This window comes from Pseudomonas sp. NPDC099000 (genome assembly GCF_044759925.1).
Lineage (GTDB): Bacteria > Pseudomonadota > Gammaproteobacteria > Pseudomonadales > Pseudomonadaceae > Aquipseudomonas.
Genome location: NZ_JBIWAF010000019.1, coordinates 44,599 through 69,208, shown reverse-complemented (window position 1 = coordinate 69,208; position 24,610 = coordinate 44,599). Strand labels below are relative to the sequence as shown.

Genomic DNA, 24,610 nt, shown 5'->3' with positions numbered 1-24,610 from the left:
ACCCAAGCAGTATTCAGGTGACCGCACATGACTGACTTACAGCTCGACGACTTCAAAACCAACGAAAACGCCGCCATGGTGTTGTTGGTGGACGATCAGGCGATGATCGGCGAGGCGGTGCGCCGCGGGTTGTCGAACGAAGACAACATCGACTTCCATTTCTGCGCCGACCCGCATCAGGCCATCGCCCAGGCGATCCGCATCAAACCGACGGTGATCCTCCAGGATCTGGTGATGCCCGGTCTTGACGGCTTGAGTCTGGTGCGCGAGTACCGCAACCATCCGGCGACCAAGGACATCCCGATCATTGTCCTGTCGACCAAGGAAGACCCGCTGATCAAGAGCGCGGCGTTTGCGGCCGGGGCCAATGATTACCTGGTCAAGTTGCCGGACAACATCGAACTGGTGGCGCGCATCCGCTATCACTCGCGTTCCTACATGACGTTGCTGCAGCGCGATGCGGCCTACCGTGCGTTGCGGGTCAGCCAGCAGCAATTGCTCGACACCAACCTGGTGCTGCAGCGGTTGATGAACTCCGACGGCTTGACCGGGCTGTCGAATCGCCGGCATTTCGACGAATACCTGGAACTGGAATGGCGCCGTTCCCTGCGTGATCAGAGCCAGTTGTCACTGTTGATGATCGATGTCGACTACTTCAAGTCCTACAACGACAGCTTTGGCCACCTCGAAGGCGATGAAGCCCTGCGTAAAGTCGCGACCGCGATTCGCGACGCCAGCGCCCGACCGTCGGATCTGCCAGCCCGTTACGGAGGGGAAGAATTTGTCCTGGTGCTGCCCAATACCACGCCGGGCGGCGCGCGACTGGTGGCGGAAAAACTGCGCCTGACCGTGCAGGGGCTGAAGATTCCGCACATTTTCCCCAGCGAAGGCTCAAGCCTGACCATCAGCATCGGCCTGTCGACCATGATCCCGCAGCCGGGCAGCGATTGTCGGCAATTGATCTCGGCGGCGGACAAGGGGCTGTACCTGGCGAAGAACAATGGGCGTAATCAGGTGGGAATTGCATAACGTCATTCGGCGCCCTGTAGCAGCTGCCGAGCAGCGCGAGGCTGCGTTCGGCGGCGAAGCCGTCGTAAATTCAGGCTGCGCAGTCTTTCAGTTAAACCGCATGCACAGAATTGACGAGGACTGCGTCCTCGAACGCAGCCTCGCAGGCTCGGCAGCTGCTACAAGTGTCAGCTTCTCATAGCTTCAGCCCAAAACCATTCGCCCTAAAGCCGCCAGGCGGACTGCCGTTTCAGGCCGTTTGCCGTTATACTCGCCGGCTTTCAAAAGTTCGCCAACGAGTGCTGCCCGCCATGGAAATCAACCCGATCCTTAACAGTATCAAGGACCTGTCCGAGCGCTCCGAAACTATTCGGGGGTATCTTTGACTACGATCAAAAGCATGAGCGTCTGACTGAAGTCAATCGCGAGCTTGAAGATCCGTCTGTCTGGAACAACCCGTCGTACGCTCAGGAACTGGGCCGCGAGCGGTCGCTGCTGGCTCAGATCGTCGAAACACTCGACGAAATGCACAGCGGTCTGGCCGATGCCAAAGATTTGCTGCTGATGTCCGCCGAAGAAGAAGACCAGGCCGCCGTCGATGACGTCGCTGCCGAAGTCGAGCGCCTGCGCGAGTCGCTGGAAAAACTCGAATTCCGTCGCATGTTCAGCGGTGAGATGGACGCCAACAACGCCTACCTGGACATCCAGGCCGGCTCCGGCGGTACCGAGGCCCAGGACTGGGCCAACATCCTGCTGCGCATGTACCTGCGCTGGGCAGACAAACGCGGTTTCGACGCAACCATCATGGAGCTGTCGGCCGGTGAAGTCGCCGGGATCAAGGGCGCCACGGTCCACATCAAGGGCGAATACGCCTTTGGCTGGCTGCGCACCGAGATCGGCGTGCACCGTCTGGTGCGCAAGAGCCCGTTCGACTCCGGCAACCGTCGTCATACCTCGTTCTCGGCCGTGTTCGTGTCGCCGGAAATCGATGACAACATCGAAATCGACATCAACCCGTCGGACCTGCGCATCGATACCTACCGCTCCTCGGGTGCCGGTGGTCAGCACGTAAACACCACCGACTCGGCCGTCCGTATTACGCACGTACCGACCAACACCGTGGTCAGCTGCCAGAACGAACGCTCCCAGCACGCCAACAAAGACACCGCGATGAAAATGTTGCGGGCGCGCTTGTACGAGCAGGAAGTGCAGAAACGCAATGCCGCCTCCCAGGCCCTGGAAGACACCAAGTCGGACATCGGCTGGGGTCACCAGATTCGCTCTTACGTGCTCGATGCGTCGCGAATCAAGGATTTGCGCACTAACATCGAACGCAGTGACTGCGACAAGGTACTCGACGGCGACATCGACGAATACCTGATGGCGAGCCTGAAACAAGGGCTGTAAAGGCACGCGCTACAGGATCTGCGGACACTCCGCGGTCCTGTAGGAGCGAGGCTTGCCCGCGAACCCTGCCGTCAGGCAGGGGCAACGAACCTGTGATGGAATTTCTAAAGACATGAGCGACCTACAACTCGACCCGCAAGCCCTGCAACAGGAAGAAAACTCCCTGATCGCCCTGCGCAAGGAAAAGCTTGCTGCCGAGCGCGCCAAGGGCAATGCCTTCCCCAACGACTTCCGCCGCGACAACTACTGCGAAGACTTGCAGAAACAGTACGCGGACAAGACCAAGGAAGAGCTGGCAGAGGCTGCGATCCCGGTCAAGGTTGCCGGTCGCATCATGCTCAACCGTGGCTCGTTCATGGTGATCCAGGACATGACCGGGCGCATTCAGGTCTACGTCAACCGTAAGACCCTGTCCGAAGAAACCCTGGCCGCGGTGAAAACCTGGGACATGGGCGACATCATTGCAGCCGTTGGCACCCTGGCCCGTTCCGGCAAGGGCGACCTGTACGTTGAAATGACTGAAGTGCGCCTGCTGACCAAGTCGCTGCGCCCGCTGCCGGACAAGCATCACGGCCTGACCGACACCGAACAGCGCTACCGTCAGCGCTACGTTGACCTGATCGTCAACGAAGAGGTGCGCCAGACCTTCCGCGTGCGTTCGCAAGTGATTGCGCACATCCGCAGCTTCCTGATGAAGCGCGACTTCCTCGAAGTCGAAACGCCGATGCTGCAAACCATCCCGGGCGGCGCGGCGGCCAAGCCTTTCGAGACGCACCACAACGCGCTGGACATGGAAATGTTCCTGCGTATCGCGCCTGAGCTGTACTTGAAGCGCCTGGTTGTCGGCGGCTTCGAGAAAGTGTTCGAGATCAACCGCAACTTCCGTAACGAAGGCGTTTCGACTCGTCACAACCCTGAATTCACCATGTTGGAGTTCTACCAGGCTTACGCCGACTACGAAGACAACATGGACCTGACCGAAGAACTGTTCCGCGAACTGGCGCAGCTGGTTCTGGGCAGCACCGACGTGCCGTATGGCGACAAGGTGTTCCACTTCGGCGAACCGTTCGTGCGTCTGTCGGTGTTCGACTCGATCCTCAAGTACAACCCCGAGCTGACCGCTGACGACCTGACTGACATCGACAAGGCTCGCGCCATCGCCAAGAAGGCCGGCGCCAAGGTGCTGGGCTTCGAAGGTCTGGGCAAGTTGCAGGTAATGATTTTCGAAGAACTGGTCGAGCACAAGCTGGAGCAGCCGCACTTCATCACTCAGTATCCGTTCGAAGTGTCGCCGCTGGCCCGTCGTAACGACGAGAACCCAAGCGTCACCGACCGTTTTGAGCTGTTCATCGGCGGCCGCGAAATCGCCAACGCTTACTCCGAGTTGAACGACGCGGAAGACCAGGCAGAGCGTTTCATGGCGCAGGTTGCCGACAAGGACGCGGGCGACGACGAAGCCATGCACTACGACGCCGACTTCGTTCGCGCGCTGGAGTACGGCATGCCGCCAACGGCCGGTGAAGGGATCGGCATCGACCGTCTGGTGATGTTGTTGACCAACTCTCCGTCGATCCGCGATGTGATCCTGTTCCCGCACATGCGGCCGCAAGCGTAAGTGTTTCGATAAAAAAGCCGCCTGAAATGGGCGGCTTTTTATTGCCTGTCTGGTACAAACGTATCAAATGGTTACTTTTGAAGTAAGAGAGGAATACCTGTCGTGAACCGTGCAATTGCTCAAGAAGGTGCAGCGGGCATCGCCACTGCGGTCGCTGAAAGCGTTCAGTACCAGGGTCGCAAGGCCAGCCGACAGGGCAGCGAGCAGCGTCGACAGGACATTCTCGACGCGGCGATGCGCATTGTCGTGCGCGATGGCGTGCGGGCCGTGCGCCACCGAGCGGTAGCGGCCGAGGCCGGCGTGCCGCTGTCGGCCACCACTTACTACTTCAAGGATATCGATGACCTGCTCACCGATACCTTCGCCCAATACGTAGAGCGCAGCGCCGCGTTCATGGCCAAGTTGTGGATAAACAACGAGGGCCTGCTGCGCGAGATGGTGGTCAGCGGCGACGGCAGCCCCGAGTCGCGCTCGCAGCTGGCGGACGACATTGCGCGGTTGATGGCGGACTACGTTCACCGGCAACTGATCAACCGCCGCGAACACTTGATGGCCGAACAGGCGTTCCGCCAGGAAGCGCTGCTGAACCCGCGCCTGGCGCTGTTGGTACGCTCACATCAGCAAATTCTGCTACAGGGCACGTGCCAGCTTTTCCAGGTATTGGGTTCGCGCGAACCGCAACAGGATGCCAAGGTGTTGACGGCGATTATCGGACGGATGGAATATCAAGGCCTGCTCAACGACGCCGAGCCTGTCGCCGAAGCCGAAATGCTCGGTATCCTGACTCGCTACATGCATCTGGTGTTGGCGTCGGTGTAATCCGGTCCTCTGATCGTTCCCACGCTCCGCGTGGGAATGCCGCCCGGGACGCTCCGCGTCCCTTACGGTGTGACGCAGAGCGTCACTGGATGCGTTCCCACGCAGAGCGTGGGAACGATCATGAGGCGAAGAGTGTTCATAGGGAGTGTTGAATGAAAGCCTGGCGTGTCGTTGTGATCGCCTTGTCGTTCCTGCTGCTCAGTGGCTGTCTGGTGACCTTCAAGGACCCACTGCCCGCCAGCGACCCCGCGCCCAAAGGTTTACTCGGCAAATGGACCAGCACCAACGCCTGGGGCGAGCCGATGAATCTGGAGTTGAGCCGTCTGAGCGACAATCGCTATCAGGCGGTCAGCTACTTCAAGGCGAAACCCAAGGAGCGCGAGGCCTACCCCTTTACGGTGTCGCGTCATGGCAGCCGCTGGTACCTGTCGGCGAAAGTGCCGGCGCAATTCGGCGGGCATTTCATCATTGCCGGGTTTGAAATCACCGATAAGCACGAATTGGTGGTCTACAACCTCGATCTCGAGCAGATCAATCAAGCCCTCGGACAAGAAGCCCTGAGCGGTGAAGGCTTCCAGACCGATGATGGCGACGGCGTCTTGATCAACAACAGCATGGACCAGGTCTTTGCTTACCTCGATGATCCGGCCAATACCGATGTCTTCGTCGAGGCGGTGCGTTATCAGCGCCTGGCCAAAGCTAAAGTTAAATAAAGCCAGCATCTAACGGTTTTACTACAGGAGTTTCGGGTGGACGATTACCAGCAGACGATACGCATTTTGTCCGATCGCATTGTGCTGGCGCAGACGCCGATTCGCGTCCTCGATGCGGTCAAGTGGGACGACAGCATCCGCAAGGGTTTCCTCAAGGCCAAGGGCAAGGAAATGCCGGCCGTGGACCGCGACTATTACCTCAATCGGCCGCTGTCTTTTGACTCCAGCAAAGTGAAACTGGAATTCCAGAACATCGAACGCGACATCACCCGGCAGCTCGGCCAGTTCAACCCGGTCGGCCAGATCATGCGGCGCATGTGCAAGGAATACCGGATGGTGGTGCGCATGCTCGAAGCGCGCGGCACCGAGGACTTCGGGCTGATTTCCCAGGAATTGTACGGCGCCGCGTCCGACGCGTTCCACGCCGGCGACCCGACCCTGTCCGACCTCGGCCTGATGCTCTCCGATTACCTGAACAACATCGATGGCCGGGGTGACCTGAAGGACGAGCCGAAAACCCTCACCGCCAAGAATGCCGTACATCTGCTGCAAACCCGCTTGAGCAAAGTGTTTGGCGAAGCCGAGGAAACCATCCGGGTGTTCGAGTCCGACGGCATCGTGGCCGATGCGGCGGCCGGCGCCGACTACATCAAGATTCGCACCGACGCGATGTTCAACGAACGTGACGTGCGTGCCCTGGAAGTTCATGAAGGGCTGGTGCACGTGGGCACCACGCTCAACGGGCTGAACCAGCCGATCTGCACCTTCCTGTCCAAAGGCCCGCCGTCCTCGACAGTGACCCAGGAAGGCCTGGCGATCCTGATGGAAATCATCACTTTCGCGTCCTACCCGAGCCGCCTGCGCAAACTGACCAACCGCACCCGGGCCATTCACATGGTGGAGGAGGGCGCGGACTTCTTGCAGGTCTTCGAATTTTTCTGCGAGCAAGGCTTCGAAATGCCCGAAAGCTACGGCAACGCCAGTCGTGTTTTCCGTGGTTCGGTGCCGACCGGTCTGCCCTTTACCAAAGACTTGTCCTACCTCAAGGGCTTTATCATGGTTTACAACTACATTCAGTTGGCCGTGCGTAAAGGCAAGCTAGAGCAGATTCCGCTGCTGTTTTGCGGCAAGACCACGCTGGAAGACATGCGCACCTTGCGTCAGTTGGTGGACGAAGGGCTGGTGGTGCCACCGAAGTATTTGCCGGATCAGTTCCGCGACTTGAACGCACTGTCGGCGTGGATGTGCTTCTCCAACTTCCTCAACCACCTGAGCCTGGACCGGATCGAAGCGGATTACTCCAACATTTTGTGATCACCACAAAACCTGTAGGAGCGAGGCTTGCCCGCGAAGTCGATATGTCAGTCAACATAGATGTTGAATGTTAAACCGCCTTCGGGCAAGCCTCGCTCCTACAGGTTCGCGGTGCTTTCCCACTCCATCTCTGCGAGGTTTCAACGGATGAGAATCCTCGGCATCCTTTGCCTTCTCCTGACCTTGAGCGGTTGCAGCTCCCTGCTGTTCTACCCCGAGCCCGGCCAGTTGTTCACCCCGGAAAAAGCCAAACTCGAATACCGCGAGGTGACCCTGACCACCGCCGATGGCCTCAGGCTGAACGCTTGGTGGCTGCCGGCGAAAAAAGGTGTCGAGGTCAAGGGCACGGTGCTGCATCTGCACGGCAACGGCGGCAATCTGCCGATGCATCTGGGCGGCAGTTGGTGGTTGCCGGAGGAAGGTTATCAAGTGCTGCTGATCGATTACCGCGGTTACGGGTTGTCCGAAGGTGAACCGAGTCTGCCGGCGATCTATCAGGACATCGACGCCGCATTCAAGTGGCTCGACCAGGCGCCGGAGGTCAAAGGCAAACCGCTGATCCTGCTTGGCCAGAGCCTTGGCGGTTCAATGGCCGTGCATTACCTGGTTCAGCACCCCGAACGCCAGAAACAACTCAAGGCTTTCGTCCTCGACGGCGTGCCGGCCAGTTATCGCAGCATCGGCCGGTTCGCCTTGAGCAATTCCTGGCTGACCTGGGCGTTCCAGGTGCCGCTTTCGTGGCTGGTGCCGGACGGCGACAGCGCGATCAATTCCATGGCGCAACTCAACGGCGTACCGAAACTGATCTACCACAGCATCGACGATCCGATCGTGCCCCTTTCCAACGGCATCCGTCTGTATCAAGCTGCGCCGCCGCCGCGCGTACTGCAATTGACCCGCGGTGGTCATGTGCAGACATTTGCCGACCCGGTCTGGCGCAAGGTCATGCTGCGTTATCTCGACGACCCGCAGCATTTCAACGGCCTGCGCCGCCTGGGTGAAATACCCAATTACCCGGCACCCCCGAATTCAGAAGATGAACCCTCAGAGAGTCCGCAATGAGTGAAGAACGTAACGCCATCCCGCTGATCATCACCGGTATCTGCAGCATCCTCGGCACAGTGGGTGCCCTGTGGTACTACGGCTACCTGCACTTCGCCAAACCCGAAGATGCGCTGCTGCTCAGCGACTTCACCATGCTCAAGACCGTGCCGGGAGAGGACTACAAAGTCTCCCTGGAACCCGCGGCGCAAGTGGCCCAGTGCATCGATGGCGTGCTGGTGATGTTCGACACCGAACAAAAAGGCCTGACCGGCGTATTGGTCAACAGCAAGAAAAAAGCGGTGCGCTGCATGGGCGAAGAAACCCCGCAAAAACTGGAGCAATAACCCAGTCCTGGCTGCAACAGAGATCAGATGTAGGAGTGAGCCTGCTCGCGATAGCGGTGTGTCAGGCAACACCGTTTTGAATGTGAGATAGCTTTCGCGAGCAGGCTCGCTCCTACAGGGTTGTGTGATCTACAGATATAAAAAGCCCCGCCTGATCGACTCAGGCGGGGCTTTCGTGTTTCAGCAGGCGAAACTTAGTTCGAGCTGATAGCCGAACGCGGGATCACGGGCTGGTTGTCGTTGGAAATGGTCACTTCCACACGACGGTTCATCGCACGACCCGAGTTGCTGGTGTTCTCCGCAACCGGGTACTCCTTGCCATAACCCTGCGCAACGATGCGCGCTGGATCAACGCCCATCTTCACCAGTGCCATGCGCACGGAACCGGCACGACGCTCGGACAGCGACTGGTTATGCGAAGCCGTACCGGTGCTGTCGGTGTAGCCTTCGACGATCACCTTGCGGTCCGAGTTTTCCTGAAGGAACTGCGCCAGTTTGTTGATGTTCACCAGACCGCTGGATTTCAGGTCAGCACGGTCGGTAGCGAACAGCACGTCACCGAAAGTCACCAGCGTACCGCGATCGGTTTGCTTGGCGTTCAAGCTGTCCTGCAGCTGCTTGATCTGCTGATCGCGAGCATCCAGACGCGCCTGGGCACGTTGCGCCGATGCGTTTTTCAGGTTGGCCTCAGCGGTGCGCAGGGCGATGGTCTGCTTCGCCACTTCAACACGTTGATTGGTCAGATAGGCCAGTTGGTCGACCTCGTTCTGATCTTTCTTGTCCAGATAAGCCTTGTCGGCCTTGTCCAGGTAATCGCTGGCGTCTTTGGTTTCCAGTGCCGCCACTTTGCTGGCTTGCGGGTTGGTTTGCAGGCCGCTGTAGTTGGTGCGGGCCTGTTCCAGGTTCGCGTTAGGCGGGGTGGAGCAGGCAGCCAGTGCAACGCTTGCAGCCAGGAGAGCGGGGATCATCAATTGTTTACGCATAATAATTCGTCCTTTCTATCGATAAGAGACTTCAAGTCTGGTGTCGGGATGCGCGCTTACTGCACGGTGCGCTGGCTTTCCTGACGCAGTTCCTGAACCCCTTTCTGAGAGTCCTTCACAGCCTGTTCGGCTTTCATCGCCTGAGCTTTGCGTTCGGCTACGCGAGCGTCCCACTCAGCCTGCTCGGCCAGCACTTTGGCCTCGGCATACTTTTTGTCATGCATGGCGATTTCGGCTTGTTTGAGCTTGTCCTGCGCGGATTTCATTTCCACGGCGGCGAACTCGGTGCCGCCGGCGCTGACGGCGCCATTCACAGCCGATTGGGTCACGGCGAATTGCTCGGTCGGCGGATTGCCGGCGCAACCGGCCAGTACGAAGCTGCTGCCGATTGCCAGGGCAGCCAGTTTCAGACTGCGCAGGTGGGTGAACGAGGATTTGGCAGTTCGGGTCTTCATGGTCTTCAACTCCATTGGTATAACTCCTGAAAAACTTAAAAATCCATGCTGGGCAAGGAGCCGTAACCGTCAATTTCCGGGGGTGTTTTGAAACGGCCGTCCCAGGCGTGGTTAATGGCTGTGACCCGAGGCGTTTTTCAAAAGTTCAGAGAAGATGGCCTATAGCCCGAAAAAACTTTGACCGGATGGGCAAGGCTCTAAATCGGGAACTTTGGCGATGTGCAGCGGTATACCCGACCTTTTCAAGGCTCGGGAACACGCAATTATCGAAGGGAAATGCAGGTCAATGTAGGAGTGAGCCTGCTCGCGAAGCGGTGTGTCAGCCAACAGAAATGTTGAATGTTCAACCGCAATCGTCGGAACGCCGCCCGGAGCAAGCTCGCTCCCACAGATATGGGGGGGAATCAGTGTTTCTGCTTGTCGTCACCCGATGACAAATCGTGCAAGTGACGACGGGACAACGCGAGGAAACGCGGGGTCGGGCCGACGTCTTCGTACAGTGGATCACCTTCTTCATCGGTGGCCACCACGGTCGATCCTTTCACGTAGGGAAAGCTCTTTTCGAGCTCCTCCAGCGCGGCGCCGATCAGCTCGCCAAGCAGTTCTTCGGGTTGGCGTTTGGGGTACATCTCGGTAATCGCCGCCAGCCGTGCGGCCGCTTCCATGTCCAGATGAATCCTGTAACCGGTGTCGGTCAGGCGACCCTTGGCGTTTTCTTCCCAATGCTGGGCAAGTTCGCGGATTTTCATAAAAACCTCATTTCGCTCCTGCTCGTGGCAGGCGTGTGAGTGTCCGCCAGCGGTCGGCGGCAAGCCGTTGTGCGGCTTACTCTTCAGACTAGCTCGAACCCATAAGGTTTACCGTCCCTTCGTCGTCCGCTTGTAAGAAGCGCTTTAGAGCGGCACTCTCTGTGGTCAGAGCATGGCATTCATAGACACCCGGATTTTCGCTGGAGAACTGCTGATGACCGATATTGATGCACGCTTGCGCGAGGACGTTCACCTGTTGGGTGAGCTGTTGGGCAACACCATTCGTGAACAGTACGGGGACGGCTTTCTCGACAAGATCGAGCAGATCCGCAAGGGTGCCAAGGCCGACCGTCGCGGTTCGATGGATGCCGAGCTGAGCGCCAGCCTCAACCAATTGAGCGAAGAAGAGTTGCTGCCGGTAGCGCGGGCGTTCAACCAGTTTCTCAACCTGGCCAATATCGCCGAGCAATATCAGCTGATTCACCGCCGCGAAGAGTCGCAGCCGGCCCCGTTTGAATCGCGAGTGCTGCCGGAACTGCTCGCGCGCCTGCGCGCCGAAGGCCACAGCGCCGAATCCCTGGCCCGGCAATTGGGGCGGCTGGAGATCGAACTGGTCCTCACCGCGCACCCGACCGAAGTGGCGCGCCGCACGCTGATCCAGAAATACGACGCCATCGCCGCGCAACTGGCCGCCCAGGATCATCGCGATTTGACCACCGCCGAGCGCGAGCAGATCCAGGCGAAGTTGCAGCGCCTGATCGCCGAAGCCTGGCACACCGAAGAAATCCGCCGCACCCGCCCGACGCCGGTCGACGAAGCCAAATGGGGTTTCGCGGTGATCGAGCATTCGCTGTGGCAAGCGATCCCCAACTACATGCGCAAGGCCGATAAAGCCCTGCACGCCGCCACCGGCCTGCATCTGCCGCTGGAAGGCGCGCCAATCCGCTTCGCCTCGTGGATGGGCGGCGACCGCGACGGCAACCCGAACGTAACGGCCGCCGTGACCCGCGAAGTCCTGCTGCTGGCGCGCTGGATGGCCGCTGATTTGTACGTGCGCGATGTCGATCACCTCGCCGCGGAACTGTCGATGCAACAGGCCAGCGATGCGCTCAAAGCCAAGGCCGGAGACAGCGCCGAACCTTATCGTGCGGTGCTTAAACAGTTGCGTGAACGTCTGCGGGCGACGCGTAATTGGGCGCATGCCTCATTGACGGCCCCCACCCCGGCAACCGCCGATGTGCTGCACAACAATCGCGACCTGCTGGATCCGCTGGAGTTGTGTTACCAGTCTCTGCACGAATGCGGCATGGGCGTGATCGCGGAGGGTCCGTTGCTCGATTGCCTGCGTCGGGCGGTGACCTTCGGGCTGTTCCTGGTACGGCTGGATGTGCGCCAGGACTCGTCCCGTCACACGGCGGCGATGACTGAAATTACCGATTACCTCGGCCTCGGTCGTTACGAAGACTGGAGCGAGGAAGAGCGCATCGCCTTCCTGGTGCGTGAACAGAACAACCGTCGGCCGTTGCTGCCGGCGTACTTCAAACCGTCGGCCGACACCGCCGAAGTGTTGGCGACGTGCCGGGAAATTGCCGCCGCCCCGGAGGCCTCTCTCGGCTCTTATGTGATCTCCATGGCCGGCGCCGCTTCCGATGTGCTCGCCGTGCAACTGTTGCTCAAGGAATCCGGTGTGTTGCGGCCGATGCGCGTAGTGCCGCTGTTCGAAACCCTCGCTGACCTCGACAACGCCGGTCCGGTGATTGAAAAGCTGTTGCTGCTGCCGGGCTATCGCTCGCGTCTGCAAGGGCCGCAGGAAGTGATGATCGGCTATTCCGACTCGGCCAAGGACGCTGGCACCACGGCAGCGGCCTGGGCGCAGTATCGGGCGCAGGAGCGTTTGGTCGATATTTGCCGCGAGCAGCAAGTGGAGCTGCTGTTGTTTCACGGTCGCGGCGGCACCGTGGGGCGCGGCGGCGGTCCGGCGCACGCGGCGATTCTGTCGCAGCCGCCGGGTTCGGTGGCGGGGCGTTTCCGCACCACCGAGCAGGGGGAAATGATTCGTTTCAAATTCGGGCTGCCGGACATCGCCGAGCAGAACCTCAATCTGTACCTCGCGGCGGTGCTGGAAGCGACGCTGTTGCCACCGCCGCCACCGGAACCCGCCTGGCGCCATTTGATGGACGAACTGGCCGCCGACGGTGTCAAGGCTTACCGCGCCGTGGTGCGGGAAAATCCGCAATTCGTCGAGTATTTCCGCCAATCCACCCCGGAGCAGGAATTGGGGCGCTTGCCATTGGGCAGCCGCCCGGCCAAGCGCCGCGCCGGCGGGATCGAAAGCCTGCGCGCCATTCCATGGATCTTCGGCTGGACCCAGACGCGCCTGATGTTGCCGGCCTGGCTCGGCTGGGAAGCGGCGCTGAGCAAGGCGCTGGAGCGCGGTGAAGGCGAGCTGTTGGGGCAGATGCGCGAACAGTGGCCGTTCTTCCGCACACGCATCGATATGCTGGAAATGGTCCTGGCCAAAGCGGACGCCGACATCGCCCGATCCTACGATGAGCGCCTGGTCGAGCCGGATTTGCTCGCTTTGGGTGCGCATTTACGCGACCTATTGTCGCAGGCCTGCGCCGTGGTCCTTGGGCTGACCGGTCAGTCTCAGCTACTGGCACATAGCCCAGACACCCTCGAATTCATCCGCTTGCGCAACACCTATCTCGATCCGCTTCATCTATTGCAGGCCGAACTGTTGGCGCGTTCGCGGCAACAAGAAGTGGCGCAGGGCAGCCCGGTAGAACAGGCGCTGCTGGTGTCTGTGGCGGGGATTGCTGCCGGTTTGCGAAATACCGGCTAAGGTTTTCGTCGTGGGGGAAGGCGCCCGGCGCAAGCTTTGGGTGCCGGTGGGCGAGGGGCTGAAAAGGTCTGCCAGGCGACAGTTAATGATGGGGTTGCGACTTGGGGTACCCCGTCGCAAGGTCACTCAAGGCGCGGGTTTCTCCGACTTTCGGCGGCTTGTGTGGTCCGGGCCTGCTGTGTATCTTGATCAGCCTTTGGCCGTTTGGGCGGCCACGACCCTGTTTTTGAGATTGGCCCCACGAGGCGAATCCGTTGTTATCTATATAAAAAATTGAGGAGCACATCGATGCGCGTCATTCTGCTGGGAGCTCCCGGGGCCGGTAAAGGTACTCAGGCTAAGTTCATCACCGAAAAGTTCGGCATCCCGCAAATCTCCACCGGCGACATGCTGCGTGCCGCGGTCAAGGCCGGCACCGAGCTGGGCCTGATCGCCAAGAGCGTCATGGACAGCGGTGGCCTGGTTTCCGATGACCTGATCATCAATCTGGTCAAGGAACGCATCAGCCAGGCCGATTGCGCCAACGGTTTCCTGTTCGACGGTTTCCCGCGCACCATTCCTCAGGCTGAAGCCCTGGTGAAAGCCGGCGTCGAACTGGACCACGTATTGGAAATCGACGTTAAAGACGAAGACATCGTCCAGCGTATCGCTGGCCGTCGTGTTCACGAGGCCAGCGGCCGCGTGTACCACATCGTCTACAACCCGCCGAAAATTGCCGGTAAAGACGACATCACCGGTGAAGAGCTGGTGCAGCGCAAGGACGACACCGAAGAAACCGTGCGTCATCGCCTGTCGGTCTACCACGCGCAGACCGAGCCTCTGGTGAAGTTTTACCAGGAGCTGTCCGTCGCTCAAGGCAAGCCGAAGTACAGCCACGTCGAAGGCATTGGCTCGGTTGAAGCGATCACCGGCAAGGTGCTTGAAGCGCTGAACTGAAAAGACTGAATCGCTTTATCGTCTACGGCCCGCTTGCGGGCCGTAGTTGTTTATACTGGCGCACTTTTTCTGACCTCTCTTACGGAAACATCGATGAGCACCTTGCTGGCCCTGGACACCGCGACTGAAGCTTGCTCCGTTGCCTTGCTGCATGACGGCAAAGTCACGAGCCATTACGAGGTGATCCCGCGCCTGCATGCGCAGAAGCTGTTGCCGATGATCCAGCAGTTGCTCGCCGATGCTGGAACCACCCTGCAAGCGGTCGATGCCATCGCCTTCGGCCGTGGGCCGGGCGCATTCACCGGCGTGCGGATCGCCATTGGCGTGGTGCAAGGCCTGGCGTTTGCGCTGGATCGCCCGGTGTTGCCGGTCTCCAACCTGGCGGTACTGGCGCAGCGGGCGTATCGCGAACACGGCGTGAGCCAGGTCGCGGCCGCCATCGATGCGCGCATGGACGAGGTGTATTGGGGTTGCTACCGCGAAACGGCGGGGGAGATGCGCCTGGTCGGCAATGAAGCGGTGCTGGCGCCGGAAGTGGCCGCATTGCCGGCCGATGCCAGTGGTGTATGGTTCGGCGCTGGCACGGGCTGGGGGTATGCCGAGCGTATTGCCGTCAACCTGACCGGGCAGGACGCGGGCATGCTGCCACACGCTGAAGACCTGCTGACGCTGGCGCGGTTTGCCTGGGAGCGTGGCGAGGCGATTGTTGCGGATGAGGCTCAGCCTGTTTATTTGCGCGACAAGGTAGCGACACCGAAAGCGCGTTGATCCGAGACCGAGTTGAACCCTTCGCGGGCAAGCCTCGCTCCTACAGGTTTGAGCCGATCGCAAAATGCGTGAACGACACAAACCCTGTAGGAGCGAGGCTTGCCCGCGAAAGCGATCTAACAGAAGTAGCCAATCGTCACTTTCTAACCCTCGCTTTTAAACCTTTTCGTATTTCTGTGTTCTAGTTATCACTCGGCGGTTTGCGAAGTGGAATAGGTGCCACTAAACTGCCATTACTGATACCGGACATGTACTCATGCGTATAGACGGCGTTTCCTCCCAGTCCTACCCCATCAAGCGCAAGCCTCGCAAAGGCCCTGTGGCGGATGACGACTACGTCGATATCGACGGCGAGCTGGAAATTCCGTCCGAAGAGCAAATGGCCGCCCGTGCCGCCAAAGCCTCCGCGCAACGCCTGAGCAATCTCCCGGCCCGTCAGCAAGACATGATCTACCACCGCGCCATGAGCAAAAGCGTCGCCACGGCACTCGCCAGCTACCTGAGCACCGCCGGTTTTGTCGATTGGGATACGGATGTAATGGGCCTCGACCTGTACATCTGATGCTGCCTTACTACCTCGGCTGCCCATCCTGGAGTGAAAACGCCTGGCGCGATTATCTGTATCCGCCGGACGCCAAACCCGCCGAATTTCTTAATCTATATTCCCAAGTATTCAACGCCGTAGAAGGCAATACGACCTTCTACGCGAGTCCGGCTGCCAGCACGGTGCAACGCTGGGCCGAAACCATGCCCGAACACTTTCGCTTCACCGCCAAGTTTCCCGGTGACATCAGCCACGGCGGTGACCTGCGCGAACAAATGACCGCCGCCGACACCTTCCTGCAACTGCTCAGCCCGCTCGGTGAACGGGTTTCGCCGCTGTGGCTGCAATTGTCGAAAAGCTTCACCCCGCACCGATTGCCCGAACTGGCCGGCTTCATTGATGCGCTTGAGCGACCGCTGGCCGTGGAAGTGCGGCATGACGAATTCTTCGCCAAAGGTGATAGCGAGCGCATGCTCAATCGCCTGCTGCTGGACCGTGGCGTAGAACGCATTTGCCTTGATCCGCGAGCGCTGTTCAGCTGCACGTCGACCGATCCTTCAGTGCTCCATGCCCAATCGAAAAAGCCCAGGGTGCCTCCGCGTCCGGCAGCGTTTACCCAATTTCCGCAGGTGCGCTTCATCGGCCATCCGCAGCTTGAAGCGAACGATCCATTCCTGGAGCCGTGGGTCGAGAAAATCGCCGTGTGGATCGAAGAGGGCCGCACGCCCTACATCTTCCTGCACACCGCCGATAACCTGCTGGCCGCCAGACTGGCGCAACGTTTTCACGCAAAACTGATGGTGCGTTTGCCTGGCTTGCCGCCGTTGCCTGAGCTATACAGAGAGCCCGCCGCCGAGCAACTTGGCCTGCTCTGAGGCGGATTCGATCCCCTTTTCAGGAGCCTGCCAATGGATGCGCAAACCCTTCGAGCCCAGGCGTTCAAAGCACTGCACGAACGCGAGGGCGCTTTTGTCATTCCCAATCCGTGGGACGCCGGCTCGGCGAAGATGCTCGCCAGCCTGGGTTTCGAGGCGCTGGCGACCACCAGTGCCGGTTATGCTTTTTCCAACGCGCGCCCCGATGGTGGGTTGACGCTGGACGATACGCTGGCGAACGTGCGGGCGATTGTCGCGGCAACCGAACTGCCGGTGGCGGTGGACCTGGAAAACGGTTTCGCGGACGACCCGGCTGAATGCGCACAGAGTATTTTGCAGGCCGCGGCGGCCGGTGCGGTCGGGGGTTCGATCGAAGATGCCACCGGCCGTGAAGACGCGCCGATCTACTGTTTCGAGCATGCCGTAGCGCGCGTTGAAGCTGCCGTCGCAGCGGCGCGCAGCCTGCCTTTCCCTTTTACGCTGACCGCCCGCGCCGAGAATTTCCTGCACGGCAATCCTGACCTGGCCGATACTATCCGCCGTTTGCAGGCGTTCGCCGAGGCGGGCGCCGACGTGTTGTACGCACCGGGTCTGCGCAGCGCTGAAGACGTGTTGGCGGTGGTCCGCGCCGTGGCGCCGAAACCGGTCAACGTGTTGATGTCCGGCGGACTCAAATTGACGGTCCAGCAGTTGAGCGAGATGGGCGTCAAACGCATCAGCGTCGGTTCGGCACTGGCCTTGGCAGCCTATGGCGAGTTTTTCCGCGCCGCCGAAGAGATCAAGACGTCGGGCACCTTCGGGTTCACGTCGCGGTCCATGCCATACGCCAAGGCCAATCAATTGTTCAAAGGCTGACGATGCGGTTTCGGTGGTGGCTGTTGTTAATGCTGTTGATGATCGCTGCGGCGGGCGTGAGCGTCTGGCGCGGCTGGATCTCGCTGCCACCCCAGTGGAACCCCTGGGCGCCGCTGGACGTGAAAGCCGAACCGAACTTTCTGACGCGCTACAAACTGATGCGCCTGCGCGATGATCCGCAATTGTGTGATCAAGCCTTGAGCAGCTCCGGATTACGCGTCACGCATCAGGCTGACAGCCCCGGTGCGACGTGTCCGTTGATCAACACCTTGCGGGTGCAGGGCGGCGATGTCGCGCTGAGCAGCAGCTTTCTCGCCAGTTGCCGCCTGGCGGTGTCGTTTGCCCTGTTCGAACACCATGCCCTGCAACCCGCCGCGCAAGCGGTGTATGGGCAGCCCGTCAGTCGTGTCGATCACCTCGGCAGCTTCGCCTGTCGCAACGTCTACGGCCGCGAAAACGGCAGGCGAAGCCAGCACGCCAGCGCCGATGCGCTAGACATCGCCGGTTTCCGCCTGGCGGATGGTCGAGCCATCAGCGTGCTCAAAGATTGGCCCAAGGATAATCAGGACGCACGGTTTCTGCGCCAGGTTCGCGATGGCGCCTGTGGACTGTTCAGTGTGGTGTTGAGCCCGGACTACAACGCCGCCCATCGCAATCACTTTCATGTCGATGTCGGGCCGTGGTGGGTGTGTCGCTGAGGCTTAAGCGGCGATGCGCAGGTTTTGCAGGACGATGGGGCGAGCCCAGCCGGTATCGAAATCGAAGTGTTTTTGTTGCTCGACCAGTTCTTCGGGGGAGAACGGCGGGAACGGTTTGTCCAGCAGGTCGAGTTCGAATTCGGCAATCGGCAAGTGCAGTGGACGCGGTTGTGGCGCCGGGCCGGCTTCAGGCACAGGCTGGCCGGCGGTGAGCACGATCGGACGCACCCAGCCACTTTCGAAGTCTTGTTGTTTCTGCTGGGCGACGATTTCTTCAGCCGGGAACGGCGGGAAAGGCTTGTCGGCCAAGTCCATTTCGAACTCGGCAATCGGCAGGAACAGCGGCTCGGGTGGTTTGACTTCGGTTTCTTTCACATCGCATTCGCGCTGGCTGACGATGTGCGCCAGCAGCTCGCTGCCAACTGTAGGCTCGACCGGGCTGTCGAGATCAACCGGTGGAAACGTCCCACACGCCGGCACCACATCGGTCGACTGTTCGGCCAGGGCCTGGGCAAAAAAATCCTGCCACAGGTGACTGACGCCGCTCAGTGCCTGTGAATTTCGCAGGCCATAATCGCCATGACGCGATATGTAGCCTACGGATGTGGATTGAATGCCTGACATTTTTCTCGGTCGACGCTCAGCTCTGGCAAAATGCTCGTTAGTTTTGTTATCGGCCGTTTTTGCCGATCATTAATTTTTTGAGCGTGTTTTCCCATGATTGAGCAACCTGCGGCCTGCCGCATCCATGTCGAGGCCTCGGCCCCGGCGTTTCAGCCACAAGCCGAGCAGTGGGCCGAACGCCTGGGCTTGCCTTTGCACGTGGATGACGGCGAGTTTGCCTTGCAGGTGGGTGAACAGGGTTTGCAGCTGCAACAACTCGGGCCGGACGCACCAGGGCCGGTGCGGGTGGACTTCGTCGAAGGTGGCGCGGCGCATCGTCGGTTGTTCGGCGGTGGCGCCGGGCAGATGATCGCCAAGGCGGTTGGCATCGCCCAGGGTGTGCGTCCGCGTGTACTGGATGCCACGGCGGGGTTGGGCAAGGATGCGTTCGTGCTGGCGAGCCTGGGCTGCGAGATGAGCTTGATCGAGCGTCAGCCGCTGATAGGGGCGCTGCTTGAGGATGGTCTGGCCCGTGGTGCGGAAGATTTCGACGTGGCACCGATTGTGGCGCGGATGAAGTTGCTCAAGGGCAACTCGATCGAGGTCATGCGCAACTGGGAAGGCGAGCCGCCGCAAGTAATCTATCTCGACCCGATGTTTCCGCACCGTGAGAAAACGGCGTTGGTGAAGAAGGAAATGCGACTGTTCCGGCCGTTGGTCGGCGATGATCCCGATGCGCCGGCACTGCTCGAAGCCGCATTGGCACTGGCCAGCCACCGGGTGGTGGTCAAGCGCCCGCGCAAGGCGCCGTGCATCGAAGGGCCGAAGCCAAGTCATGCGCTGGACGGGAAATCCAGTCGGTATGACATTTATCCGAAGAAAGCGCTCAAGCCCTGACTCAACACTGATCGTTCCCACGCTCTGCGTGGGAATGCAGCCCGGGACGCTCCGCGTTCCTTCAAAGCCGAACGCGGAGCGTCCGTTGAGGCATTCCCACGCAGAGCGTGGGAACGATCAGTACGGTCGATACGCCCGCATAAACAACCCCACGACTTCCTGCACATGGCTCTCGGCCGCATCCCCGGTCAACGGCTCGCCACAGCCATAAAGCAGCCTGAAATTCCCCGCCCCCTTGAGCAGGCAGAAGAAATGCTCGGCCGCATTGCGCGGTTTATCGATGCTCAACGCGCCGCTCTGATCCACCTTGGTCAGCAACCGCTCCATGCCCTGCAGCATGCGCTCAGGCCCGGCCTCGAAGAAGATCAGTGAGAGTTTCGGGTCCTGGCTGCCCAGAGCCATCATCAGCCGATGCAGGTTCACCGATTCATCGCTGTTGATCAGTTGATGAAAGCCACGTGCGATGTTCAGCAGCACCGTTTCTACGGAAATGCCGTCCGGCAACTCGAAAAACAGCGTGGGCAACTGCTCTTCGCACTTGGCCATCACGGCGGCGGAGAACAGCGTCTCCTTGTCGTTGAAATGGCTGTAGACCGTCAGCTTCGACACGCCGGCTTCTGCCGCCACGGCATCCATGCTGGTGCTGGCGTAACCCTTACTCAGAAACAGAATTTTCGCCGCATCAAGGATGGCCTGGCGCTTGGCCAGATCCTTGGGGCGGCCCGGGCCGTTGGGTGCTGAAAGATTGTTCGACATTCTTCGCTTTAATACTGGACTGGTGAGTTTGCTATTAATAACATACTCGCCAGTATAATTATTCCAAGCACCATTAGCGAAAGGTCCTTCACCATGTTCCGCTATGCCTTGCCCCTCGCGTTGCCAGTCAGTCTGGCGTTTTTATTGTCTGCGTGTGGCCACGAAGAGGCGCCGAAAGCCACTGTCCGCCCGGCCATGGTGGTGCAGCCAGAGCCTTCGGCCCAGGCAATGGAAAGCTATCCCGGTGAAGTGCGGGCTCGCTATGAGCCGGACCTGGCGTTTCGCATTGGCGGCAAAGTCAGCCGACGATTGGTTGAAGAGGGGCAGCGGGTCAAGGCCGATCAGCCTCTGGCTGAGCTCGATCCTCAGGACGTACGCCTGCAACTGGAAGCCACCCGTGCCCAGGTTGCCGCCGCCGAAGCCAATCTGAGCCTGGTGCGCGCCGAGCGTGATCGCTATAAGACCCTGATGGACCGTCAGATGGTCAGCCGTTCGCAGTACGACAATGCCGAAAATCTTTACCGATCCGGTGAAGCGCGCCTCAAACAAATCAAAGCCGAATTCAACGTGTCGACCAATCAGGCCAGCTACGCAGTGCTGCGTGCGCCTCAGGATGGCGTGGTGGCCAAACGCGCAGTTGAAGTCGGGCAAGTGGTGGCGGCGGGGCAAACCGTGTTTACCCTCGCCACCGATGGCGAGCGCGAGGTGTCGATCAGCTTGCCGGAACAGAACTTTGGCCGCTTCAAGGTCGGTCAGCCGGTGTCGGTAGAACTCTGGACCCAACCCGACCAGCGTTTCGCCGGGCGCATCCGTGAGCTGTCACCCGCTGCCGATCCCAAGTCGCGCACCTTCGCTGCCCGCATTTCATTCACCGGCGGCAAGGTCCCGGCCGAACTCGGCCAGAGCGCCCGGGTATTCGTCCAGACCGCTGACGTGATACCGCTGTCTGTGCCGCTGTCGGCACTGACGGCGGAAAACGGCGCGACCTACGTCTGGGTCGTCAGTGCCAACAATACCTTGAAGAAAACCCCGGTCCGGGTCGGCGCCTTCGGCGAGAAAACCGTGCCGGTGCTCGAAGGTCTGAATGCCAGCGACTGGGTGGTGGCCGCTGGCGTCCATGTCCTGCTCGAAGGGCAGCAAGTGCGTCCGGTGGATCGCTCCAACCGCGTGGTCAATCTGGCGGACAAGGAGTAATCCCCGATGGGTTTCAATCTTTCCGAATGGGCGCTGCGCAATCGCCAGATCGTACTGTTCCTGATGCTCTTGCTGGCCGTCGTTGGCGCGCTTTCCTACACCAAGCTCGGCCAAAGCGAAGACCCGCCGTTCACCTTCAAAGCCATGGTGATCCGCACCAACTGGCCGGGCGCCACGGCGCAGGAAGTCTCGCGCCAGGTCACCGAACGCATTGAAAAGAAACTGATGGAAACTGGCGAATACGAACGCATCGTGTCGTTCTCGCGCCCCGGCGAATCCCAGGTGACTTTCATTGCCCGTGACTCCCTGCATTCGGTGCAAATCCCGGAGCTGTGGTATCAGGTCCGCAAAAAGGTCAGTGACATTCGGCATACCTTGCCGCCGGGTATCCAGGGGCCGTTTTTCAACGATGAATTCGGCACCACCTTCGGCAATATCTACGCGCTGACCGGCGACGGTTTTGATTACGCGGTGCTCAAGGATTACGCCGACCGCATCCAGATCCAGCTGCAACGAGTGAAGGATGTGGGCAAGGTCGATCTGCTCGGGCTGCAAGACGAGAAGATCTGGATCGAACTCTCCAACGTCAAACTCGCGACACTCGGTTTGCCATTGGCCGCCGTGCAGCAAGCCCTTGAAGAGCAGAACGCGGTGTCCACCGCCGGGTTCTTTGAAACCACCAGCGAGCGATTGCAGCTACGGGTTTCGGGGAATTTTCAGACAGTCGACGAGATCAAGAACTTCCCGATTCGCGTCGGTGATCGCACCTTCCGCATTTCCGATGTGGCGGACGTGCGTCGCGGCTTCAACGATCCACCGGCACCGCGCATGCGCTTCATGGCGGAAAACGCCATCGGTCTGGCCGTGGCGATGAAGGACGGCGGCGATATTCTGGTGTTGGGCAAGGCGCTGGAAGTCGAGTTTGACCGCATCCAGAAAAACCTCCCGGCCGGCATGCAGCTGCGCAAGGTGTCCGATCAGCCTGCGGCGGTGAAAACCGGGGTCGGCGAGTTCGTTCAGGTGTTGGTGGAAGCCCTGGCGATTGTGTTGCTGGTGAGCTTTTTCTCCCTCGGCGTGCGCACCGGCATGGTGGTGGCGCTGGCTATTCCGCTGGTGTTGGCGATGACCTTCGCCTGCATGTATTACCTCGGCATCGGCCTGCACAAGATTTCCCTCGGCGCGTTGGTGCTGGCGTTGGGCTTGTTGGTGGACGACGCGATCATCGCCGTGGAAATGATGGCGATCAAAATGGAGCAGGGCTTCGATCGCATCAAGGCCGCCAGTTATGCCTGGACCAGCACCGCGTTCCCGATGCTCACCGGCACCCTGATTACCGCCGCCGGTTTCCTGCCGATTGCCACCGCGCAGTCGGGTACCGGGGAATACACCCGTTCGATCTTCCAGGTGGTGACCATCGCGTTGCTGGCTTCGTGGATTGCAGCCGTGGTGTTTGTGCCGTATCTGGGGGAAAAACTCCTGCCGGACCTGGCGAAGATTCATGCCGCCAAACATGGCACGGGTCAGCCCGACCCTTATGGCACTCCCTTCTATCAGCGGGTCAGACGCTTGGTGGAGTGGTGCGTGCGCTGGCGTAAAACCGTCATCGTGCTGACCGCGGTGTTGTTCATCGGCTCCATCGTGCTGTTTCGCTTTGTGCCGCAACAATTCTTCCCGGCCTCGGGTCGACTCGAATTGATGATCGATCTGAAACTCGCCGAAGGCGCGTCCCTGAGCAACACCGCCGACGAGGTTAAACGCCTTGAAGCCTTGCTCAAGGACCACGCCGGTATCGACAACTATGTGGCCTACGTCGGCACCGGTTCGCCACGTTTCTACCTGCCGCTGGATCAGCAACTGCCGGCGGCGAGCTTCGCCCAGTTTGTGGTCCTGGCCAAGACTATCGAGGAGCGTGAAATCCTGCGCACCTGGCTGATTGAAACCCTCAACGAACAATTCCCGGCCCTGCGCTCGCGGGTCACACGCCTTGAAAATGGTCCGCCGGTCGGCTATCCGGTGCAGTTCCGGGTGACCGGTGAGCACATCGAGGAAGTCCGCGCATTGGCCCGCAAAGTGGCGGCCAAGGTTCGCGAGAACCCGCACGTGGTGAACGTCCATCTGGACTGGGAAGAACCGAGCAAAGTCGTCTACCTGAACGTCGATCAGGACCGCGCCCGGGCGCTGGGCGTGAGCACGGCGAACCTGTCGAAGTTCCTGCAAAGCTCCCTGACCGGCTCCAGTGTCAGCCAGTACCGCGAAGACAACGAGTTGATCGAGATCCTGCTGCGCGGCACCTTGCATGAACGCACCGAACTGTCGTTGCTGCCAAGCCTGGCGGTGCCGACCGACAACGGCCGCAGCGTGGCACTGTCGCAAATCGCGACACTGGAATATGGCTTCGAAGAAGGCATCATCTGGCACCGTAATCGCCTGCCGAACGTGACGATCCGCGCTGACATCTACGGCAAGGAACAACCAGCGACGCTGGTGCAGCAGATCATGCCGACCCTCGACCCGATTCGCGCCGAACTGCCGGACGGTTACTTGCTGGACGTTGGTGGCACGGTGGAAGACTCGGCCCGTGGCCAGAACTCGGTGAAGGCCGGCGTGCCGCTGTTCATTGTGGTGGTGCTGACCTTGCTGATGCTGCAACTGCGCAGTTTTTCACGCACGGTGATGGTGTTCCTGACCGCACCGCTGGGCTTGATTGGCGTGACGCTGTTCTTGATGGTGTTTCGTCAGCCGTTCGGTTTTGTCGCGATGCTCGGGACCATCGCGCTGTCCGGGATGATCATGCGTAACTCGGTGATTCTGGTGGACCAGATCGAGCAGGACATCGCCGCCGGGCTCAAGCCGTGGCAAGCGATTATCGAAGCCACAGTGCGGCGTTTCCGGCCGATTGTTTTGACCGCGCTCGCGGCGGTGCTGGCGATGATTCCGTTGTCCCGCAGCGTGTTCTTCGGGCCGATGGCGGTGGCGATCATGGGCGGATTGATCGTGGCGACAGCGCTGACGCTGCTGTTTTTGCCAGCATTGTATGCGGCGTGGTTCAGGATCAAGAAAGAGTCTGTGTAATCTCGGCGGCCTTCGGGCCGCCCGCTCTCTTGCTGACGTTCGCCGCTCTAAATTGTGGGAGCGAGCCTGCTCGCGATGGCGTCGTGTCAGGCAATACAAATACCGTGTACGACACA

The 24,610-nt window shown here is 60.1% G+C and carries 23 protein-coding genes; 18 read left to right on the top strand and 5 right to left on the bottom strand.

Features of this window, described 5'->3' with window-relative positions; translation table 11 throughout:
- Nucleotides 1-27: 27 nt before the first annotated feature.
- The 8 genes from ACIQV9_RS20525 (at nt 28) to ACIQV9_RS20490 (ending at nt 8,264) form a co-directional block, all read left to right on the top strand.
- The gene (locus ACIQV9_RS20525) at nt 28-1,029 is read left to right on the top strand and encodes a diguanylate cyclase domain-containing protein (RefSeq protein ID WP_403105027.1); all 1,002 of its coding nucleotides are present in this window, start codon (nt 28-30) and stop codon (nt 1,027-1,029) included.
- 290 nt (nt 1,030-1,319) lie between these two features.
- Nucleotides 1,320-2,415 (top strand): peptide chain release factor 2 gene (prfB, locus tag ACIQV9_RS20520; RefSeq protein ID WP_403105024.1). Its coding sequence is split into 2 segments (ribosomal slippage): nt 1,320-1,391 and nt 1,393-2,415, totalling 1,095 coding nucleotides; the frame shifts between segments, so codons are not numbered across the junction.
- A 112-nt stretch (nt 2,416-2,527) separates the two neighbouring features.
- Nucleotides 2,528-4,030 carry a lysine--tRNA ligase gene (gene lysS / locus ACIQV9_RS20515; RefSeq protein WP_403105021.1) on the top strand — a complete coding sequence of 501 codons (1,503 nt, stop codon included), beginning with the start codon at nt 2,528-2,530 and terminating at the stop codon, nt 4,028-4,030.
- A 102-nt stretch (nt 4,031-4,132) separates the two neighbouring features.
- Complete coding sequence (locus tag ACIQV9_RS20510; protein ID WP_403105018.1) at nt 4,133-4,849, top strand: TetR/AcrR family transcriptional regulator; 717 nt, start codon at nt 4,133-4,135, stop codon at nt 4,847-4,849.
- Between the two features lie 152 nt (nt 4,850-5,001).
- Complete coding sequence (locus ACIQV9_RS20505) at nt 5,002-5,562, top strand: hypothetical protein (RefSeq protein ID WP_403105015.1); 561 nt, start codon at nt 5,002-5,004, stop codon at nt 5,560-5,562.
- Nucleotides 5,563-5,598: 36 nt separating this feature from the next.
- Nucleotides 5,599-6,876 (top strand): flavohemoglobin expression-modulating QEGLA motif protein, encoded by a 1,278-nt coding sequence (locus tag ACIQV9_RS20500; RefSeq protein WP_403105012.1) that lies wholly within the window; start codon nt 5,599-5,601, stop codon nt 6,874-6,876.
- A gap of 147 nt (nt 6,877-7,023) precedes the next feature.
- Complete coding sequence (locus tag ACIQV9_RS20495) at nt 7,024-7,938, top strand: alpha/beta hydrolase (protein WP_403105010.1); 915 nt, start codon at nt 7,024-7,026, stop codon at nt 7,936-7,938.
- Nucleotides 7,935-8,264, top strand: a complete 330-nt coding sequence (locus tag ACIQV9_RS20490; RefSeq protein WP_403105007.1) for a hypothetical protein — start codon at nt 7,935-7,937, stop codon at nt 8,262-8,264. The genes ACIQV9_RS20495 and ACIQV9_RS20490 overlap by 4 nt, the downstream gene beginning before the upstream one ends.
- Nucleotides 8,265-8,458: 194 nt before the next feature.
- Here ACIQV9_RS20490 and ACIQV9_RS20485 read toward each other — a convergent pair whose 3' ends face one another.
- The 3 genes from ACIQV9_RS20485 to ACIQV9_RS20475 form a co-directional block, all read right to left on the bottom strand.
- Nucleotides 8,459-9,247, bottom strand: coding sequence for an OmpA family protein (locus ACIQV9_RS20485; protein ID WP_403105004.1), 789 nt, complete (start codon nt 9,245-9,247; stop codon nt 8,459-8,461).
- 56 nt (nt 9,248-9,303) lie between these two features.
- Nucleotides 9,304-9,717, bottom strand: coding sequence for a DUF4398 domain-containing protein (locus tag ACIQV9_RS20480; RefSeq protein WP_010462902.1), 414 nt, complete (start codon nt 9,715-9,717; stop codon nt 9,304-9,306).
- A 389-nt stretch (nt 9,718-10,106) separates the two neighbouring features.
- Nucleotides 10,107-10,451, bottom strand: coding sequence for a pilin assembly protein (locus ACIQV9_RS20475; protein WP_094468905.1), 345 nt, complete (start codon nt 10,449-10,451; stop codon nt 10,107-10,109).
- 214 nt (nt 10,452-10,665) lie between these two features.
- On the opposite strand from ACIQV9_RS20475, the gene ppc reads away from it, so the two are divergent.
- The 7 genes from ppc to ACIQV9_RS20440 all read left to right on the top strand — a co-directional run bounded on the left by ppc (nt 10,666) and on the right by ACIQV9_RS20440 (nt 17,972).
- The gene (ppc, locus tag ACIQV9_RS20470) at nt 10,666-13,296 is read left to right on the top strand and encodes a phosphoenolpyruvate carboxylase (RefSeq protein WP_403105000.1); all 2,631 of its coding nucleotides are present in this window, start codon (nt 10,666-10,668) and stop codon (nt 13,294-13,296) included.
- Between the two features lie 288 nt (nt 13,297-13,584).
- On the top strand, nt 13,585-14,232 hold the full coding sequence (adk, locus tag ACIQV9_RS20465) for an adenylate kinase (protein WP_109628179.1): 648 nt from the start codon (nt 13,585-13,587) through the stop codon (nt 14,230-14,232).
- 93 nt (nt 14,233-14,325) lie between these two features.
- On the top strand, nt 14,326-15,000 hold the full coding sequence (tsaB, locus tag ACIQV9_RS20460; RefSeq protein WP_403104997.1) for a tRNA (adenosine(37)-N6)-threonylcarbamoyltransferase complex dimerization subunit type 1 TsaB: 675 nt from the start codon (nt 14,326-14,328) through the stop codon (nt 14,998-15,000).
- Nucleotides 15,001-15,256: 256 nt separating this feature from the next.
- Entirely contained in the window at nt 15,257-15,562 is a 306-nt protein-coding gene (locus ACIQV9_RS20455) for a hypothetical protein (protein WP_219097639.1), read from the top strand.
- On the top strand, nt 15,559-16,419 hold the full coding sequence (locus ACIQV9_RS20450) for a DUF72 domain-containing protein (protein ID WP_403105108.1): 861 nt from the start codon (nt 15,559-15,561) through the stop codon (nt 16,417-16,419). Before ACIQV9_RS20455 ends, ACIQV9_RS20450 begins: the two co-directional genes overlap by 4 nt.
- Nucleotides 16,420-16,452: 33 nt before the next feature.
- Nucleotides 16,453-17,274 (top strand): oxaloacetate decarboxylase, encoded by an 822-nt coding sequence (locus tag ACIQV9_RS20445; protein ID WP_403104994.1) that lies wholly within the window; start codon nt 16,453-16,455, stop codon nt 17,272-17,274.
- Between the two features lie 2 nt (nt 17,275-17,276).
- On the top strand, nt 17,277-17,972 hold the full coding sequence (locus ACIQV9_RS20440; RefSeq protein ID WP_403104991.1) for an extensin family protein: 696 nt from the start codon (nt 17,277-17,279) through the stop codon (nt 17,970-17,972).
- Between the two features lie 3 nt (nt 17,973-17,975).
- Here ACIQV9_RS20440 and ACIQV9_RS20435 read toward each other — a convergent pair whose 3' ends face one another.
- Nucleotides 17,976-18,596, bottom strand: a complete 621-nt coding sequence (locus ACIQV9_RS20435; RefSeq protein ID WP_403104989.1) for an energy transducer TonB — start codon at nt 18,594-18,596, stop codon at nt 17,976-17,978.
- A gap of 93 nt (nt 18,597-18,689) precedes the next feature.
- Between ACIQV9_RS20435 and ACIQV9_RS20430 the strand changes: the two genes are divergently transcribed.
- A complete protein-coding gene (locus ACIQV9_RS20430; RefSeq protein ID WP_403104986.1) occupies nt 18,690-19,472 on the top strand; it encodes a class I SAM-dependent methyltransferase in 783 nt (260 codons plus the stop codon).
- 117 nt (nt 19,473-19,589) lie between these two features.
- On the opposite strand, the gene ACIQV9_RS20425 is transcribed toward ACIQV9_RS20430, so the two are convergent.
- Nucleotides 19,590-20,228, bottom strand: a complete 639-nt coding sequence (locus ACIQV9_RS20425; protein ID WP_403104983.1) for a TetR/AcrR family transcriptional regulator — start codon at nt 20,226-20,228, stop codon at nt 19,590-19,592.
- Between the two features lie 93 nt (nt 20,229-20,321).
- On the opposite strand from ACIQV9_RS20425, the gene ACIQV9_RS20420 reads away from it, so the two are divergent.
- Both ACIQV9_RS20420 and ACIQV9_RS20415 read left to right on the top strand, forming a co-directional pair.
- Nucleotides 20,322-21,422 carry an efflux RND transporter periplasmic adaptor subunit gene (locus ACIQV9_RS20420; protein ID WP_403104981.1) on the top strand — a complete coding sequence of 367 codons (1,101 nt, stop codon included), beginning with the start codon at nt 20,322-20,324 and terminating at the stop codon, nt 21,420-21,422.
- A gap of 6 nt (nt 21,423-21,428) precedes the next feature.
- Nucleotides 21,429-24,494 (top strand): efflux RND transporter permease subunit, encoded by a 3,066-nt coding sequence (locus tag ACIQV9_RS20415; RefSeq protein WP_403104978.1) that lies wholly within the window; start codon nt 21,429-21,431, stop codon nt 24,492-24,494.
- Nucleotides 24,495-24,610 lie beyond the last annotated feature (116 nt).

Excerpts from the sequence above, each read along its gene's own strand:
- ACIQV9_RS20525 (WP_403105027.1), top strand. The coding sequence starts at position 28 with ATGACTGACTTACAGCTCGACGACTTCAAAACCAACGAAAACGCCGCC.
- lysS (WP_403105021.1), top strand. The coding sequence starts at position 2,528 with ATGAGCGACCTACAACTCGACCCGCAAGCCCTGCAACAGGAAGAAAAC.
- ACIQV9_RS20505 (WP_403105015.1), top strand. The coding sequence starts at position 5,002 with ATGAAAGCCTGGCGTGTCGTTGTGATCGCCTTGTCGTTCCTGCTGCTC.
- ACIQV9_RS20495 (WP_403105010.1), top strand. The coding sequence starts at position 7,024 with ATGAGAATCCTCGGCATCCTTTGCCTTCTCCTGACCTTGAGCGGTTGC.
- ACIQV9_RS20490 (WP_403105007.1), top strand. The coding sequence starts at position 7,935 with ATGAGTGAAGAACGTAACGCCATCCCGCTGATCATCACCGGTATCTGC.
- ACIQV9_RS20485 (WP_403105004.1), bottom strand. The coding sequence starts at position 9,247 with ATGCGTAAACAATTGATGATCCCCGCTCTCCTGGCTGCAAGCGTTGCA.
- ACIQV9_RS20480 (WP_010462902.1), bottom strand. The coding sequence starts at position 9,717 with ATGGAGTTGAAGACCATGAAGACCCGAACTGCCAAATCCTCGTTCACC.
- ACIQV9_RS20475 (WP_094468905.1), bottom strand. The coding sequence starts at position 10,451 with ATGAAAATCCGCGAACTTGCCCAGCATTGGGAAGAAAACGCCAAGGGT.
- ppc (WP_403105000.1), top strand. The coding sequence starts at position 10,666 with ATGACCGATATTGATGCACGCTTGCGCGAGGACGTTCACCTGTTGGGT.
- adk (WP_109628179.1), top strand. The coding sequence starts at position 13,585 with ATGCGCGTCATTCTGCTGGGAGCTCCCGGGGCCGGTAAAGGTACTCAG.
- tsaB (WP_403104997.1), top strand. The coding sequence starts at position 14,326 with ATGAGCACCTTGCTGGCCCTGGACACCGCGACTGAAGCTTGCTCCGTT.
- ACIQV9_RS20455 (WP_219097639.1), top strand. The coding sequence starts at position 15,257 with ATGCGTATAGACGGCGTTTCCTCCCAGTCCTACCCCATCAAGCGCAAG.
- ACIQV9_RS20445 (WP_403104994.1), top strand. The coding sequence starts at position 16,453 with ATGGATGCGCAAACCCTTCGAGCCCAGGCGTTCAAAGCACTGCACGAA.
- ACIQV9_RS20440 (WP_403104991.1), top strand. The coding sequence starts at position 17,277 with ATGCGGTTTCGGTGGTGGCTGTTGTTAATGCTGTTGATGATCGCTGCG.
- ACIQV9_RS20435 (WP_403104989.1), bottom strand. The coding sequence starts at position 18,596 with ATGTCAGGCATTCAATCCACATCCGTAGGCTACATATCGCGTCATGGC.
- ACIQV9_RS20430 (WP_403104986.1), top strand. The coding sequence starts at position 18,690 with ATGATTGAGCAACCTGCGGCCTGCCGCATCCATGTCGAGGCCTCGGCC.
- ACIQV9_RS20425 (WP_403104983.1), bottom strand. The coding sequence starts at position 20,228 with ATGTCGAACAATCTTTCAGCACCCAACGGCCCGGGCCGCCCCAAGGAT.
- ACIQV9_RS20420 (WP_403104981.1), top strand. The coding sequence starts at position 20,322 with ATGTTCCGCTATGCCTTGCCCCTCGCGTTGCCAGTCAGTCTGGCGTTT.
- ACIQV9_RS20415 (WP_403104978.1), top strand. The coding sequence starts at position 21,429 with ATGGGTTTCAATCTTTCCGAATGGGCGCTGCGCAATCGCCAGATCGTA.